Annotated in this window: 12 protein-coding genes; 7 read left to right on the forward strand and 5 right to left on the reverse strand. The window is 61.9% G+C overall.

Annotated features, from left to right (window positions below; genetic code table 11):
• The first annotated feature begins 365 nt into the window (after positions 1–365).
• From VMH22_00660 to VMH22_00680, 5 genes are all read left to right on the forward strand, one after another.
• Positions 366–506, forward strand: coding sequence for a DUF4160 domain-containing protein (locus VMH22_00660; GenBank protein HTW90206.1), 141 nt, complete (start codon positions 366–368; stop codon positions 504–506).
• Positions 507–514: 8 nt separating this feature from the next.
• The gene (locus tag VMH22_00665) at positions 515–808 is read left to right on the forward strand and encodes a DUF2442 domain-containing protein (protein HTW90207.1); all 294 of its coding nucleotides are present in this window, start codon (positions 515–517) and stop codon (positions 806–808) included.
• A 311-nt stretch (positions 809–1,119) separates the two neighbouring features.
• Positions 1,120–3,249: a hypothetical protein gene (locus VMH22_00670; protein HTW90208.1), complete on the forward strand. Its 2,130-nt coding sequence runs from the start codon at positions 1,120–1,122 to the stop codon at positions 3,247–3,249.
• 31 nt (positions 3,250–3,280) lie between these two features.
• The gene (locus tag VMH22_00675; GenBank protein HTW90209.1) at positions 3,281–4,168 is read left to right on the forward strand and encodes a nucleotide-binding protein; all 888 of its coding nucleotides are present in this window, start codon (positions 3,281–3,283) and stop codon (positions 4,166–4,168) included.
• A gap of 192 nt (positions 4,169–4,360) precedes the next feature.
• Positions 4,361–4,822: a hypothetical protein gene (locus tag VMH22_00680; GenBank protein ID HTW90210.1), complete on the forward strand. Its 462-nt coding sequence runs from the start codon at positions 4,361–4,363 to the stop codon at positions 4,820–4,822.
• A 178-nt stretch (positions 4,823–5,000) separates the two neighbouring features.
• Here VMH22_00680 and VMH22_00685 read toward each other — a convergent pair whose 3' ends face one another.
• On the reverse strand, positions 5,001–6,437 hold the full coding sequence (locus VMH22_00685; GenBank protein HTW90211.1) for a tetratricopeptide repeat protein: 1,437 nt from the start codon (positions 6,435–6,437) through the stop codon (positions 5,001–5,003).
• A gap of 1,499 nt (positions 6,438–7,936) precedes the next feature.
• On the opposite strand from VMH22_00685, the gene VMH22_00690 reads away from it, so the two are divergent.
• A complete protein-coding gene (locus tag VMH22_00690; protein ID HTW90212.1) occupies positions 7,937–8,323 on the forward strand; it encodes a hypothetical protein in 387 nt (128 codons plus the stop codon).
• 266 nt (positions 8,324–8,589) lie between these two features.
• Positions 8,590–9,198, forward strand: coding sequence for a hypothetical protein (locus VMH22_00695; protein HTW90213.1), 609 nt, complete (start codon positions 8,590–8,592; stop codon positions 9,196–9,198).
• A 362-nt stretch (positions 9,199–9,560) separates the two neighbouring features.
• Here VMH22_00695 and VMH22_00700 read toward each other — a convergent pair whose 3' ends face one another.
• The 4 genes from VMH22_00700 to VMH22_00715 form a co-directional block, all read right to left on the reverse strand.
• Positions 9,561–11,747 carry a hypothetical protein gene (locus tag VMH22_00700; GenBank protein HTW90214.1) on the reverse strand — a complete coding sequence of 729 codons (2,187 nt, stop codon included), beginning with the start codon at positions 11,745–11,747 and terminating at the stop codon, positions 9,561–9,563.
• A 270-nt stretch (positions 11,748–12,017) separates the two neighbouring features.
• A complete protein-coding gene (locus tag VMH22_00705) occupies positions 12,018–12,161 on the reverse strand; it encodes a hypothetical protein (protein ID HTW90215.1) in 144 nt (47 codons plus the stop codon).
• A 181-nt stretch (positions 12,162–12,342) separates the two neighbouring features.
• Positions 12,343–12,927 carry a hypothetical protein gene (locus tag VMH22_00710; GenBank protein ID HTW90216.1) on the reverse strand — a complete coding sequence of 195 codons (585 nt, stop codon included), beginning with the start codon at positions 12,925–12,927 and terminating at the stop codon, positions 12,343–12,345.
• Between the two features lie 187 nt (positions 12,928–13,114).
• Positions 13,115–16,261, reverse strand: coding sequence for a hypothetical protein (locus VMH22_00715; protein HTW90217.1), 3,147 nt, complete (start codon positions 16,259–16,261; stop codon positions 13,115–13,117).
• Between the last annotated feature and the right edge of the window lie 6 nt (positions 16,262–16,267).

Raw genomic sequence — 16,267 nt, forward strand, 5'->3', positions numbered from 1 at the left:
TACCGCCTACGGTCGAGCCTTAGGCCCATGCACAAGTAGAGCCTATGGTCGGGTCTTTTGCCGGAGCACTCTTCAGGTCTATTCCCGAGCCTACTCCGGAATCTAATCCCGGGCCTAATCCCGAGCCTTATCCTGAGCTTCGTTTTCCGGCCGGTGTCCGAGCCAGACTCCCGCCCCGCCCGCCCCCGCGGCTCTCGGCTTGACTGCGGGCTAGGCCCGTCTACAAATCACCGTCAATGGAAGTTGGTCCTTTCTCAGCCTTGACGGAGTTAGAAATATGGGAAGCGTCCTTCTTTCCCCCCGACCCGCTGGCCCCTGTCTATTCCGCTTGACAGCGAACGATTTCCGTAGCACAATGCACTAGGGTGCCTGAGATTTCGAGATTCTTCGGGATTGTCGTCCGTATGTACCACGACGACCATAATCCGCCGGATGTGCACGTCCAGTGCCAAGACGACAAGGCTCTGCTCGACTTCCACGGCAACGTGGTCAGAGGCGAGAAGTAGAACTTGCTATGTGGCAACTGAACGACGTGACGAATATCGAGTACCGTGAAGGCTACGTCTACCGGATCACGTTTGACGACGGCCTATCGGACGACGTAGACTTCGCCGAGTACCTGGGCCGGGGTCCGGTCTTCGCCCCCTTGCGGGACCTCACGTACTTCCGCCAGGCTCAAATCGAGGGCGGGACAATTGCCTGGCCCAATGGCGCTGACATCGCGCCCGAGACCCTCTACGAACGCATCGAAGCTCAGGTTGAGGCACAGGCTCCGGTCGCGCGCGACAAGCCGGCGTCCGCCAAGTGACCGGCCCGTCCCTCGCCATTGTGGAGTCCAAGACCCGCCACGAACCCGGCCATGACCAAAGTCATGGTCTACATCATGTCCTGCGTGATGAGCCCGGCCGTTTCATGCGCCATATCCTCCACCCCAGTCCCTGACCGCCTCTCGGCGCAGTGGCGCGGCTTGACACTGAGTCTGCCCTGACTATCCTCACCACTGATGTCAGACGGGAATCAGCCTAACCTGCTCTGCTACGGAGACAACCTCGACATCCTGCGCCGTATTGAAGACTTCGGCGCATCGGCATGTGACAACGCCACTCTATTCTTGTCTGTATGCTTGCTGTAGCGCCAAAGCTCGTCAGGACCAATCGCATTCTCCCCAGCGACCGTGCGGTACACGATTGGTATCGGTTCGTGCTCTCGTTCCCGCCGCACCTTGTCCAAGAGTACCTGACCCGCTTTCAGGCCGGGTCGTCAACACTTGTGCTGGACCCGTTCTGCGGAACCGGGACCGTCCTTGTCGAATGCAAGAAACGGAAGATACCGAGCGTCGGCATCGAGGCCAACCCGATTGTCTGCTTCGCCTCTCGTACCAAGCTGAACTGGGCGACAGACCCCGATGACCTCCTGCGCCTTGCGGACGAAGTCTGCGACGAAACCGAACACGCTCTGGTCGAGCAAGGCATACACGACACCACGGGACTCCCTCTCTTCGCGGAACCCGTTGATCAGAACCGGCTGAGACGTCTGCCCGAAGAACAGGCAGCGCTGCTCCTGCGCGGATCGATCAGTCCGCTTCCTCTGCATCGCACACTCCTGCTGATCGATGCCCTGAACCGTCGCAAAGAATCGCCCGTCTTCGACCACGCGCGTCTTGCCCTTGCCAAGACAATCGTGTTCGGCGCGAGTAACCTGGCCTTTGGCCCAGAGGTCGGAGTCGGCCCCGCAAAGCAGGACGCCGCAGTGGGCAGACTGTGGCGCGACAATGTGCGCGCTATGGCCGAGGACATCCGACTCTTGCGAACCAACGCGGCCGTGCCGGCCAGGGCCTTGGAAGCAGACTCCAGGGAGGTAGGTGACCTACTGCCGCCGCTGTCGGTAGACGTGGTTATTACGTCTCCGCCTTATCCAAACGAGAAAGACTACACGCGCACGACGCGGCTCGAATCCGTGCTCCTCGGTTTCATAAAGACCAAGAGCGACCTGCGTGCTCTGAAGCAGGCGCTCGTGAAGTCGAACACGCGCGGCGTATACAAGAGCGACCGCGATGACGCTCTGGTCGAGGACAACGAGGACGTGCTCAGCCTGGCATCGGCCATTGAGAAACGACGAGAAGAGCTCGGCAAGACGTCCGGGTTCGAGCGGCTGTACGCGCGTGTCACCAAGCTGTATTTCGGAGGCATGACGCGCCACCTGAGTGGTCTCCGTTCCGTGCTCAGGCCGGGCGCCCACCTGGCGTACGTTGTAGGTGACCAGGCCTCATATCTCAGAGTGATGATACGCACCGGAGAAGTGCTGGCGGACATAGCGTCGTCTCTGGGCTTTCGCGTCGAAAGTGTGGACCTGTTTCGCAAGAGGCTCGCAACGGCCACGGGCGAGCAACTGCGAGAAGAGGTAGTCGTACTGGAGTGGCCGGGCTGGCAATTTGACTCAAGGAGGCCGACTGTGAGAGAAGGAAACAACTACTCCTCCATTATCGAGCACATCTTCATGGCGAAATACAAGTCGGGGATGGTCGCCGTTGACTTCGAACGTCAGGATATGGTCAAAGCGGGGCGCAAGCTCGGCGTCGCCGTGCCGAAGAACCTCGGCGACGTCATTTACAGCTTCAGGTATCGGTCAACCCTTCCCGCCTCAGTACAGGCCAAGGCCAGTGCCGGTAAGGCATGGATCATCCGCCCCATCGGTCGGGCCAAGTACCGATTCGCCCTGGTCGCGGAGTGCCCGATTGCCCCGAACGCAAGCATGGGGATAACCAAGGTGCCCGACTGCACACCTGGCGTCGTCGCCAAGTACGCATTCAATGACGAACAAGCTCTGCTGGCGCGCGTGCGCTACAACCGGCTCGTGGACATCTTCTCGGGCGTGACGTGCTACTCCTTGCAGAACCACCTGCGGACGGCTATTCAAGGAATTGGCCAAGTGGAGACCGACGAGATATACGTAGGCGTGGACAAGAAAGGCGCCCACTACGTATTCCCAGTCCAGGCCAAAGGCGGCACTGACCGACTGAACGTCGTGCAGATAGAGCAGGACTTTGCGGTCTGCGCCCAGAAGTTCCCTTCACTCATTTGCCGCCCGATAGCCGCGCAGTTCATGCCGGATGATGTCATCGCGCTTTTCGAGTTCGAGCAGGGCGAAGACGGCGTCAGAATCGCCAGCGAGAGGCACTACAAGCTCGTGCCGCCTGATGACGTAACCGTGAAAGACCTAGAATCGTACCGTCACCGGCAGGCCGATTGACCACTGATTCGCTAGCAGGGGAGTCGGTCCCTTGAACGACAACTCGTCTGTGTCGGCTGAGGGCAACAGAATCAAGTGGCTCGTCAGGGCGTCCGTAACGCTCGACCGGTCCTTTGGCGAGGTGTGGGATGAATATGCCCTGGATTCAGACTACGAATACATCAAGCCCATGCTAGATGAATGCCGCGGGATCATCCGGGCCATATCCAAGGCCATCGGTGATTTTAGGGCACGGAGTCCTGGGGATTCGGCCGCGGCACAATCCCGGCTGGCAGACATGACTGCTGCATTCTCCGACGTTGTCGAGGCAGTCAAGAAGTACAGTGGCGACACAAGCGCCCTCAGTCGGTTCGACTCAGCGTTGGCAGACTTCCGATCAGAAATCACTGCATTGGCCGTGATGGCTGGCGTGCAGACGGACCTGCCACCATTGGAGAAGCTGCCGGATAGCGGGCAGCCAACTGCAATATCCACGGATGCGCTACCAGTGTTCATAGTACACGGCCACGATCAGACAGTCAAAGCAGAGGTTGAACTTCTGGTGACGAAACTGGGACTCAAGCCCATAGTCCTCAACGAGCAAGTGAGCCGGAGCAACACGATCATTGAGAAGTTGGAGGCACACTCCGACGTAGGTTTCGCCATCGTGCTCCTCACTCCAGACGATGTGGGTGCGGCCGTATCTGAGAGTGACAAGTTGACGCTGAGAGCGCGCCAGAATGTGATCTTGGAGCTGGGATACTCTCTGGCGAAACTCGGGCGCTCGCGAGTCTGTACCCTCTGCTCAGGGAAAATGGATATCCCGTCGGACTGGAGCGGCGTGGTGTACGTTCCGATGGACACACAGGACGCGTGGAAGCTGCGGTCGGCGAAGGAATTAAAGAGCTTCTATCCGGCGGTAGACCTGAATGCTCTCTGATGGGCCGGCGGTGGGCAGTTTCCCATTTCCGATCCGCGTCCCGTCAACAGAACGAACCAGGGACAGGCACGCCATTTCGGGAAGCTTCGGGACACCCCACGAGGCATTGCAGATTGCGGATTGTCGATTGCAGATTGGTAGCGGCCTCGCCCCTACCATCAGCGCTATCCGTGAGCCGCACAAGGAGGGCTAATGAAGAATCAGCTTGAGGCAGACCGGGAGTTCTTTCTTGAGGTCATCGACGACCTGACGAAGGACGCCGCGCAACACGCGCATAAAGCTGAGATGACGTCCGAGCAGTTCTGGGATCATATACAACGCCAAGCGGCCGAGTTCGACCGCATGTTCCCGGAAGCGGCGCAGGAACCCGAGGTGGCGACTGAGGACAAGGACGAGGCGGTCAAGAGGGAAACGGAGGAGGAAGCGGCTGAGCGGTTCCGGCAGGCATTGGCCCGCGTCCACCTCAAGGAGCTGCTCTTCTTTCGGCGGCACCAGGCCAAGTTGATTTGCATGCGCGTGACCCGCGTCGGGAGCTCCGATATCACTCCCTGTGCCCAGATGCTCAAGGGGTCGCTTGAACGGCTGCAGGCAGCGGACGCCGAAATCCGCCGCCGTATGCAGGCCCGCACCCCGAATCCGCCGGACCACCAATAGGCATTTCAGATTGCCGATTGTCGATTGCAGATTGGAGCGGCTCCGCCGCGAGACCCCGCTCGACCTTGCCCCGCAAGCCCCGCTCCTTGGCATCGGGTAGACCGTCGAGATACACGGCCCTGCCCGTCACCAGCACAACCTGCCGCGCTAGCTCACGCATGTCAGCCGCCATCGGCAGTCAGTCTGGCGATTCGCCCGACCGGGCCAGCGTGTCGGCCAGCTTCCCGGCATCCTCAGGCGTCAACCCGGCATCAACGCATCCAGCCACAAACATCTCTCGGCCCATCTGCTCCAGCAGCGGTTCAAGGTTCCCCATGGTTTGCTCTACACGAAGTCGTGCACCGATGGCTGAGAACACCAACAGAGCTTCAGCAAGATACTTCAGCGCCTTGTCGGGTTCGCCCTTGTCGTCGTAGATGATCCCGATATTGCCAAGTTGGATAGCCACGCCCTGCTGATACCAGATTTCGCGGTCAATCGCCAACGCTTCCTCTAAGTACTTCAGCGCCTTGTCGAGTTCGCCCTTGCCGCGGTAGAAGAGCCCGATGTTGCCGAGTTGGGTAGCCACGCCCTGCTGATACCCGATTTCGCGGTGAATCGCCAACGCCTCCTCGTGGTACTTCAGCGCCTTGTCGGGTTCGCCCTTGTCGCTGTAGATGAGCCCGATGTTGCCGAGGTGGATAGCCACGCCGTGCTGATACCCGATTTCACGGTCAATCGCCAACGCTTCCTCTAAGTACTTCAGCGCCTTGTCGGGTTCGCCCTTGCCGCGGTAGAAGAGCCCGATGTTGCCGAGGTGGTTCGACACGCCCCGCTGATACCCGATTTCGCGGTCAATCGCCAACGCCTCCTCGTGGTACTTCAGCGCCTTGTCGGGTTCGCCCTTGTCGCGGTAGATGATCCCGATGCTGCCGAGGTCGCTCGCCACGCCATGCTGATGCCCAATCTCGCGGTCTATGGCCAACGCTTCTTCCAAATACTTCAACGCCTTGTCGGGTTTGCCCTTGTCGCGGTAGATGAGCCCGATGTTGCAGAGTTGGACCGCCACGCCCCGCTGATACCCGGTTTCGCGGTGAATCGCCAACGCCTCCTCGTGGTACTTCAGCGCCTTGTCGGGTTCGCCCTTGTCGCCGTAGATGATCCCGATGTCTCCGAGGGCCGCGGCCTCGCCCTGCTTTTCGCCAAAGTCCACGGCCAGCCTGCGCGACTCTTCGTAGGCCTGAAGCGCATCGTTCCACCGCCCCGGCGTGTCATGACATAGGCCGATGAGGTTGTAGAGCGCGACCAGTTGTGTCCCGGATGCGGACTTGATGGCCTCCCGGAAGTGCATGATTGCTTCGTCCCACTTGCAGACCTCCATCGCTGCACAGCCCAGGTCGTAGCTTGACCTGACCGGCCCGGACGACTTCGGCAGCCCGTCGAGGTACAGAGCCATCCTGTCCACATTACGCCGCATGCCGTCGAGTATGGTCTCGACAGTCTTCGCATGCCGTCTGCTTGGTCCTAGCTCATACACGATTGTGGTTACGATAGCTGTAATAACGATTCCTACTGCGGCGGGTACGACTGCCCAGAAGACAAGAGGGTCGAAGTAGTGCCCGAGGAAATGCACCATCGGCAGTCAGTCTATTCATACCGCATTCGCCGTCAAATCCCACAGCCTTGACTTCCCGGCACGCAGAAGTAACATTCGCCCTGTTGTGGAACCCAAACCCCGCTCGGCCTTGACGGATATGGAATAGAGCATGATGCCCCTGGAATTCCCTGGTTGGTCCAAGGCAAGCATACCCCTAAAGGAATAAACTCACAATGAAGAAGTTCACTATCGCAACCACGTCCATTATCATGTTGGCCTCACTAGTCGGGCTGTATTTCGCCGGTCGCAGTGCGTTCCACTCTTCTGGGCTGCCTACGAAACGACTCGATGTTACGGTCCTACTGAATGCTCCGCTGTTCTCACGCAGTCCGGTGGTCGCGGACCAACGACTCCGCGTTGCCTACGGTGACTCAGTCCTGGCGTCCCCGCGCCAATTGCTAGTCAAGGTCCGCAATTCAGGCGGGTCCGCCATCCGCGACAGGGACATTGTCGACCCACTGTCAATTAGCTTGGGAGGCAGCGCACGCGTCATGGGCGCGGACATCATCGCGAGGTGGCCTGAGAACCTTGCGGCGACAGTTGTCCTACGTGATTCAACACTTAACGTTTCATGGCCCTTGCTGAACCAGAGAGACAGCATGCTCGTCGGTGTTATCTACGACCTAGCTAGGCCGGTGGCTGATACGTCGCTTGCATCCGTCTCGGCCCAAGCGCGCATAGAGGGACTCCATGATATAGACTTCCATCCTGAACCTCCGGCTGGGACGGATACCCCGGGTAGTAACATCCGCATATTGTCACTCATGATTGGCTTCTTCGCCGCACTACTATGGGGTGGTGGGCGAGTATCAAGAGCTTGGCTCGAAAGACAGACTCGTCGACGGGTCGCGTCCAAGCCCACGACTCGTAGCTAGCTGCAATGTGGGAGAAACGGGTGAAACGGGGACACATTGCGAAATAGGTTCGGGAGCGCGTGAGGGAAAACCAGGGACAGGACCGAATTTCGGGAAACTTCGGGACATCCCACGAGGAATTGCAGATTCTAGATTGACGATTGTAGATTGGCGGTTGGCCGCGACTTCGCCGCGAGACTAAGGTTGAGGTCGAGGCTAAGATGAGGGTCGGAGCGGAACTGCGTCGCAGCCCAGGCAGAAGAAGGCGGACGGCGGACAGCTTACGGCTGACCGCTTCAGGCCCGTCCCCAATCCCTGGCCCCTAACCCCTCGCCCCCAATCCCTTGTCCCCAGTCCCTCCGCCCTACTCCCCAGACCCTGGTCCCTAACGCCTTCCCCTAATCCCCTGCTGCCCCACCCCCGCCCGCGAGCCGCCGGCCGACCGCTTCCGGCCAGCTCTTCATCCCTACCCTCTCAGCCTCCCCAATCCTCTCCCCTACATCTGGAACCAAGTCCCGCGGTTCACTTAAATGAACCGCGTGCTGCAAGCCATAAGCTGTTAGCCGACAGCCGTCCATCCCCGCCGATTTGACATCCCCGCCTGCGAATCCTATCATGTCTGCGATGAGGCCCTGTACCGTCCTTATCGTTCTGGCTGCGCTGGTTACGTTGCCGGGCTGCATCGTCATCACGCCCAAACCACCAACGCCCACTCTTTCTGGCCCGGACACCGGCTGGACTCACACGCCAACCTTGTTCGCGGTCACATACCCGAGCACGGGTGGCTGGCATACTGTTCTCTTCGTCAACTGGGGCGATAGCGCGGGCGCGTCTCTTGCCTCGAGCGACCAGCCCTCGCATGAGTACCCGGAACCGGGCACATACACAGTGAAATGCCGGTTGATGATTGACGCGTACATGGAAGACTTCGAGTTCGGTGGACCCAGAGGAGGCGACTGGTCCAATCCCTGCACCGTCCACATTGTCCCTGGCACGCTCACGCGCCCATAAGGGGCCGAACTAGAGACAGGCACGCTATTCCGGGAAGCTGCGGGACATCAGGCGAGCCTACAGCTAACGGCTATTGGCTAACAGCTTCGAACACCTTGTCCTGTCTTCTCCCCTCCCACGGTCTCTCTTGCCTTCTCCCCACCGAGAGAGCCAATCCCCGCGGTTCAGTAAAATGAACCCGCTGCCCTCCGCCCGCCGATTTGACATCCCCGCCCGCGAGACTAAAATCCTGTGTCTCATCTAAGGATCATGCGTTGACGCGGTTCATGTTCGCGGTGCTGGCGCTGACGTGTTCGGTGACAGCTGGGGAGACTCCATCGGCCGGTACAGGTCAAACTCCGGACGGAACCAGGCAGGAATCTTGCTGGCCGGTCGTAGGCGAGGCGGCGGGCGCCGTAGCCGGAGAGTTCATTGCAGACTACACAGTGGGCACTGTGCTGTTCTTCGTCATGTGGTGCAATGCAAACGACCATCCGGCGGTCGCGGTGGCGGGTGAAGCAGCTGTGGCAGCTACGCTTGCGCTCGGCAGCGCTGGCGGCGCATCGCTGGTCGGGCTTTGGACCAGGCAGCACGGGACGTTTCTCGGATCCTTGGCCGGGGCGGGCGTGGGTGTAGTCGCATTCGGAGCGTGCGTGTTTGCGAGCGACCGCTTTAGAGGCAACCACGTCGCCAACACGGCATTTGCGATGGCCGCGCCCTTTTGCCCACCTGCGGGCGCGGTCATTGGGTACAACATGAGCAGGCGGTCGCTCGCGCAGACGGGGCTCGAGTCAAGGCTGCTTTCGCCGGAGCTTTCGATCTCCCCGGTCAGAACGGCACGACAGAGTCGGATCGAGGTACAAGCGAACGTGCGACTGCTGTCATTCAGGTTTTAGTCTAGTCTTACGCGAACACAATCCATGGACGCAGCAAAGCAGACCAGGGACAGGCACCCTGAAGCTGGAAGCTGCGAGACATCGCGCTGCCGGAGGCAGCGAGCAATCCCATCTTGGATTGTAGATTTCCGATTTTGGATTAGCCGAGTCCGACCAATTCCAGGTTGTTAATTGCCGATTGGCGGGCGGAGCGACGCGGCGTCTTTGAACAGAAAGCAGGAAGCCGAGCGTCCTGTCCGGGACGACCCAACATCCGACGGCTGACAGCGATTGCCTTCATCCCTAAACCGTGGCCCCAAGCCCCCAGCACCTTTTCCGCTGACACCCCCGCCCGTCCGCCAGCGGCCGAGTGAGTGTCTGGGCTAGTTGGTCAGGACGACCTTGGTGATGCTCGCCGCCGGATGCTCCACGCTGGACACCTGACGCACGAAGTACACTCCCGGGGTCAGCCGGCTGACGTCATTCGCTCCGGGGCGCAGGTTCATCACCTTACGGCCGGCTGCATCCAGCAACTCGCCAATCGCCATTCGCCCTTGGCCATTCGCCAATCTCAGGACGCCGCGGGCGATTGTCGGTTCCGGCTTGAGGCTTGTGGCTTGGGGCCTGTGGCTCTCCTGGACGCCGGCCCCGCCGTAGAACTGGTAGACCTGGAGGCCGGCCTCCCAGTCGGCGAGATACGCGTAGTTGCTGTCTACCGCTACGTTGCAGGCCGAGCTCGGCGCATCGTGGAACCCGACCTCCTGCGGTGCGAGCGGGTTGGAGACGTCAACGACGTGAATGCCTTGGTTGCCCGACGTCACGTAGGCATACTTGCCGCTGAGCGCGACGCCGCCCGACGAACCGTCCAGGTCACAGTGTCCGACTTCGTGCGGGGCGGCCGGGTTTGAGACGTTGACCACGCGCAGGCCGGAATCACCGTCGCCGACGAAGGCATAGCTGTCTCTCACTGCTACGCCGTAGGCGTTATCCGCCAGGATGCAGGAACCGACCTCGTGCGGACTTGGCGAGCCGCTGAAGTGCAACACACGCAGCCCGGAATCGGTGGCTGCGACATAGACATAGGTAGTGTCACCGTCAAGATCCGAGGCATAGCCCGCGGTCAGGCAGTGCCCGACCTCGTGGGGGCTTAGCGGGTTGGAAACGTCTACTATTCTCAACCCCGAGTCGCCGTCCGCCACCGCGGCGTAGGCTCCCGAGACCCCCACTGCCTCGGCGTAGCCGGGCAGGGCGCAGTGAGCGACTTCGTGCGGGTTATGCACGTCCGAGACGTCGATAACTCGCAGGCCGGAATCACCATCCGCAATCCCGGCGTAGCTCCCGCTGACTGTCACGCCTTCGGCATAGCTCGGCACGTCGCAATGCCCGACTGCCACGGGGTTCTGCCGGTCCGAGACGTCGATAATCACCAATCCCGAAGTTTCGTCAGCGAGGAGAGCATAGTTGCCGGCGAGCACCACATCGTTGGCGAAGTCCGGCGTGAGATAGTGACCGGTCTCGTGAGGATTCGCTGGGTTAGACACACTGACCACTCGCATGCCGCCATCGGCATCGGCGACATACGCGGAGTGCGCGTTCGCGGCCACGACATCAGTCCAACCCGGCGTTTGACAGTAGCCGACTTGTTGCGGATTCAGGGGGTCGACGACACTGACTACGTGCAGGCCTGCGCTGTCGTCGTCCACCACGTAGACGTAGTTACCGTGCAAGGTCAGCGAGTTCACGCTGCCCGGGGCCGAGCAGTGCGCGACTTCGTGAGGATTCATCGGGTCGGAGATCTTGACCACCCGCAGCCCGGAGTCACCCACCCCGACAAAGGCGTAGCTGTCGCGCACCGCGGCGTACGCCAGGATGCCCGGCAGGACGCAGGAGCCGGCCGGTTGCGGATGCAGCGGGTCGGCAACATTGACGACACGCAGCAGTGAATCGAAGCCGGCCAGGTAGGCGTGGGTCCCGGCAACGGTCACGCCCCAGACCGGAACCGGCGTTGCATAGTGCCCGACGACGCGGGGATTCTGCGGGTCTGAGTCGTTGATAACGCACACGCCGGAATCATAGTCCGCAGCGTAGAGGTAGTTCCCGCTACGAGACACGGTGCTGACGTAGCCAGGCGTGCCGACGTGGCCCGCGTGTGTCGGGTTGGCCGGCATCGAAACGTTCCAGATGTCGACGCCGGCCGCGCCATCTGCGACGTAGAGTCGGCCTGAATCAACGAGAAGCGACTTAACGAGACCGGGTGTGTGGATTGCCTCGGACAGCACGACCGGGTGGGACGAGTCGCTGACGTCCAGTACGTACACGCCGGCGCCCGAGCCGCAGAAGGCGAGACTACGGGCCGAATCCTGTTCCACCGCGTACGACGGGCCGAACGGCCAGTTCCCAACCAGCCGACAGGCGTTCGAGTCAGACCAGGGGAGTTGATGGGGATTCCCGGCGCGAACCGGGCTTGGCGCGGCGATCCTCGCACGGTGTTGCCTTGAAGGACCCGCCGCTGCGGACACGCTGAGCAACGCGAGCAGGACCACGGCAGGGACTCTCACCTTGAGCATCATTGCATCCTCCTTTTGCGGTTGGTCGGGGCCCGAGTCATGCTACGGGCACCCTCTGCAGCCATCAGATCAGCGAGGCCACATTCGTCCAGCCGACATAGCGTCTGCTGCGAATTGACCCAGCTCGGTCATTGTAGACACCGTGTCCCGTCAAGTCAACAAACATCCGCCGGGTGTGATATTGCGTCAGACCGCTGCTCGACCATTGACAATCCACCACGCGACAGGGCCCGGCGGCAGCCGAAGCCGCCGCCGGGGAGATTCGCCGCTGAGCTAGCTACTGAGCAGAACTTTGCCGGTGGCTGAGTAGTTGCCGGCTTGGAGCCGGCAAAGGTAGATGCCGGATGCCACCGGCCTGCCGGAACCGTCCCGGCCGTTCCAGATGGCCGAATAATCCTCGGAGAAACGGGTACACATTGTTTGTCTCAATCCAAAGCGCCTATGGCATCGGACCACCGAATGAGATTGAGGATTGCCCACGTGGAATTGTGCCGCCGAGGCAGGCGAACGCTTTCTCCTGCGGCATGCTTGTCGAATATACACCGGCCGGCTTGCAGGGCCGCCAGCCGACCTCCCGGCCTCGTTCTGGAGAAGGTCCCTAGTAGACCTTTTCTCCGATCTTGACGGTGTAGGTGTTGTCGCGGAACTGGACTTTGACCGCGTCGCCTTCGACGTCGAGTATCCGATGGCCCGCTACGTCGTCTCCGGCCTTCAGCCGCTGATCACCGATGAGTGCGACCCGTGAGCCGGTGGCGTCGGTGAGTATTGCAGTGAGCTGGTTCGTGCTGCTCGCGACGTGGGTGTCGGTGGTATGAACGTAGCCGCCGGTCGCGGTGCGCGTGGTCCTGGCGCCGCCGCCCGCGGCAGTCGTGCCGAGCCTCGACTGCTGTTCGAGCCGCCTCTTTGTCGTATCCCGCTTGGCGTGACTCGCCGCCAGCGTACGAGCCGGCGGTTTCCGGGCCGCGTGAGTCCCCCCGACCCCTAGTGCCGTATCGACCACGGCTCCGGTCGGGGCCGCAACCGGCTTCTTGCCGGCGCTCTGGAACAGCAGCACCGCCATGATTATCAGGACCACGATTCCGGCCACGATCATGATGACCTGCGTCATCCCGGTCCCGCTTCTCTTACCCGGCGTCTGCCTGGGTCTCGATGCCCCGGCGTTTGATTTCTTCGATGGCGTCATGTTCTAGCCTCCTGCACTGACAATTATCTGAATGTCACCGGTTCGGCCCGGACTCGTTTGAGACACGCTATAACATAGCGCGGTCACTGCCACCCTGTCAAGCACCGCGCTGACGACTGTCGGCTGGCGAATGCCGATTGGCGATTGGCCGGAGCATTCGACATTCGTCACCCGCCAATCGCCAATGTCAGAAGTACGCCTTGAGTTGGGCGCTCAGCGTGTGTTCGCTCGCCCGGTCCGGACGGTGGTGGAATCCATACTGCACCGAGGCGGACAGAACGTCGCTGAACGAGTGCTCGTAGCTCAACTCGATACCCGGAGTCGTACCGAGCGGTTCGTCGAGTTCCACGTCGAACGGTAGGGTCGCGACCGTGGCCGTCCGGTGCGCGACTTCGACCAGCGCACGCACGCGGGCACGTGTGCCGATGCTGAACGTCCGGGCCAGGCTTGCGTCCACCGATGTAAGCGAGAAGGTGCCGAGTTCGGGATACGAGGCCGGCTCGGCGATGGACTTCCGCTCATAGCCGACCACGGCTTCGAGTTTGAGCGCAGTGCCGAGTACCGGGCTGGCCTCGAGCTTCCACCCGTCCTCATCGCGGTCGACATCTCCGCTGTTCAGTCTGCGCAGCGTGCGTTCCAGCTCGATCCTCGCGCGGCCCTCGACTTCGGGCAGCTTGTCGCTGTAGAGTTCCAGGTAGCCGTCCTGATGCGACGATGCGAGGCCGGTCGCCGCAAGCGAGCGGTCGGCGCTGAAGTCGGACGATGCCTCGATGGTCGGGGTGAGCACGGGTTGGAGCGCGTTTATCACCAGCCTCAGGTCCTCCCGGCTGAGACCGGCAAGCACCGCGCTGTCGGTGCTGGTCCGGCTTTCGCTGAAGGAACCGGTCAACGCCACCGGGTCAAAGGCCGAGATGTCGCCGGAGCCGTTCAGCGTCCACTGGCGCGCCTGCGTGAAGTTGCCGGTCGCCACCACCGCCCTGGTGTAGTCGCCCTGCGGGTCCTGGTAGTAACGTCCGGTCAGGGAGTCGCGCCGGTACTGTCCCTCTCCCTCACCCACGTAGCGGAACAGCTCGTCCTTGAGCTGCGTCTTCTGGTACGATTGGTTGAAATCCGCCTGAAACCGCAGCCCGGCCCTCGGCGTCGCCGACCCGTTCACGGCGGCCAGCAACTGGTTCCAGTCACCGCTGGAACTCGTGTCGAAGTGCTGATTGTTCAGACCGGCCATCGCGCTCACCCGGTAGGCGGTCCCGCCGGTCCAGTCCGCCCGTGCCTCCAGCAGCCGCGCGAGGTTCGTCCTTGCCCAGACGCCGGCCGAATCGGGCGCGTAGAACCCGGAATTGCGGAAGTCGACCCCGGCGCTCAGGGCCGACGCCGGTTTCACGTCGAGCCCCGAGGTCCAGACCAGCGACTTCTCGCCCGAATCCGCCTCGGTTTGCCAGCCGGCACTGGGATAGAACCAGCCCACCCGCGGTGCGGCCGAGAGACTCTGTCTGGTCAGGTCACCGACCCGGGCCACATCGTATCCCACCCAGCCGAGCCTGGCGTTTCCCTCGTACCGCTCAATCTGCCCGCCCTCAAACCGGTCGAGCCTGCCCGCCTCGCCGGTCAGGCTGAGGAACGAGGCCGGCTTCGCACGCGCCGACACCTCGTCGCTCGAACGTCGCTCGCTCTCGGTCGTCCCGCCCCAGCGGTACGTGAAATCGACCTCCGGCCTTGCGCCCGGCAGCTCGAAACCCGCGCCCTGCGACTGGTGGTGATAGGTGACGCCGTAGGAGCTGTCCTGCCAACCGGCATCCACGCCCAGCGCGCCCGCGTCTTCCGGAGCTCCGCCTGCCGCGAACAGGTTCAGGTCCCGGCGCTGGAACAACCCGTCCACCCCGGCACTGAATCCCCATTTCCTGTAGCCCAGACGGGCGTACGCCGCCTCGGTCCGCTGGGGCAGGGCAATGTGGCGCTTCGCGACGTAGTTCCCGGCCTTCGCGCCGGCGTAACTGTAGGCGAGTGTCGTATCATTGTACCGGTAGTCGCCCAGCGAATCACCGACCAGCGCGAACGACACCTGGTAGTCGCCCGAATCCCGGCCGACGTAGACGTAGTGGTCCCCGGACTTGACGTAGTCGCCCTTGCCATCACCCGCATAGACCGCGCCGTCGAGCCATGCCCGCGAGGTGTCGGCGCCGATCGCGGCCAGCGATTCTACTTCCGCCCTAGTCAGGTTCTCGATGGTGCTGTGACTCGTATCGTCGCCTTCATTGAATAGCCCGACGCTCAGATTGGCGCCGGCCTGAGAATAGCCTGCGCCGCCGACGACAATCGCCCGGCTGTAGTCGCCGGTGACGTACTGGAACGTCGCCTCAATCCGCGACAGCCGGTCAATCACCCGGCGATTGGTGAACGTCAACTCGCCGGTCGAGTAGTCAATCGTGTAGTCCGCGTCCCAGCCGCGCGTCATCCGGCTGCCGTTCAGGTACACTTCCTCGCTGCCCGCAACGATCTGGGTCGACCGTCCGTCGGGTGCCAGCACGTACGGCCCCTGCGAGCCGTCGGCGCCGGACAGCTCGACCCGGCCGAACTGACCCTTGGGGCTGGCGTACCCCCCGTTCAGTTGCAGCCCGCTCACCGGCGTTGCGGCGGCGGTCGCACCGATCGCCTGCCGCTCGATGGTTCCGAAATCCCCGGCCGGAAGCGACAGGTCGACGTCCCCGAACGACCCCTTCCACTGCTTGCCGGTCAGGTTGATAATGAGCTTGTCCAGTTGTTCGATGTTGGTGGTAGTACCCTCCGGCGGAATCGGCGAGTTCTGGTCCGACAACTCGGCATCCACACCGACGCCCTCGACGTTGCCGCTTATCTTGACCCGCGTCGCCTGGTCAATCCCGGCGTTCTCCCCTCCGAAACTGACACCCAACGTCTTGCTGCCGGATAGCCCCAGCCCGGTCGACTCCGCCGCGCCCGCGGGCGCCGCCGCCACCGACGCCGCGGCCGTCTCGGCCCCTGGTAACTGGGAATTGGCAATTGGCAATTCGCGCAGGCGGTATTCCTTCGGCACGCCCGGAAGCAGAACGCATCGGTACGTGACCCGAATCGGAACCCACTTCTCCGGCCTGCGCCAGAATATGACGGAACCGGAGTTGTAGTCAAACGTGTAGTCGACCGAGTCGAGCCTTACCCCGGAGACATAAACCGTATCGGTGCCCGGAACCAGGAATCCGTGCTCAACCGGGTAGCACGTGCTGATGCCGTCGCTGACGATCAGCGTCTGGCAGGGAACGCCGAAGGGCTCAGCGCCCGCGAGCGCCGCAACCAGCGAAAGGAACAGGAACAAACGTATCAAGGTCAG

This window comes from bacterium (assembly GCA_035505375.1).
Taxonomy (GTDB): domain Bacteria; phylum Hydrothermota; class Tepidihabitantia; order Tepidihabitantales; family Tepidihabitantaceae; genus UBA2258.

Excerpts from the sequence above, each read along its gene's own strand:
- VMH22_00665 (HTW90207.1), top strand. The coding sequence starts at position 515 with ATGTGGCAACTGAACGACGTGACGAATATCGAGTACCGTGAAGGCTAC.
- VMH22_00670 (HTW90208.1), top strand. The coding sequence starts at position 1,120 with ATGCTTGCTGTAGCGCCAAAGCTCGTCAGGACCAATCGCATTCTCCCC.
- VMH22_00680 (HTW90210.1), top strand. The coding sequence starts at position 4,361 with ATGAAGAATCAGCTTGAGGCAGACCGGGAGTTCTTTCTTGAGGTCATC.
- VMH22_00685 (HTW90211.1), bottom strand. The coding sequence starts at position 6,437 with ATGGTGCATTTCCTCGGGCACTACTTCGACCCTCTTGTCTTCTGGGCA.
- VMH22_00690 (HTW90212.1), top strand. The coding sequence starts at position 7,937 with ATGAGGCCCTGTACCGTCCTTATCGTTCTGGCTGCGCTGGTTACGTTG.
- VMH22_00695 (HTW90213.1), top strand. The coding sequence starts at position 8,590 with ATGTTCGCGGTGCTGGCGCTGACGTGTTCGGTGACAGCTGGGGAGACT.
- VMH22_00700 (HTW90214.1), bottom strand. The coding sequence starts at position 11,747 with ATGATGCTCAAGGTGAGAGTCCCTGCCGTGGTCCTGCTCGCGTTGCTC.
- VMH22_00705 (HTW90215.1), bottom strand. The coding sequence starts at position 12,161 with ATGTGTACCCGTTTCTCCGAGGATTATTCGGCCATCTGGAACGGCCGG.
- VMH22_00710 (HTW90216.1), bottom strand. The coding sequence starts at position 12,927 with ATGACGCCATCGAAGAAATCAAACGCCGGGGCATCGAGACCCAGGCAG.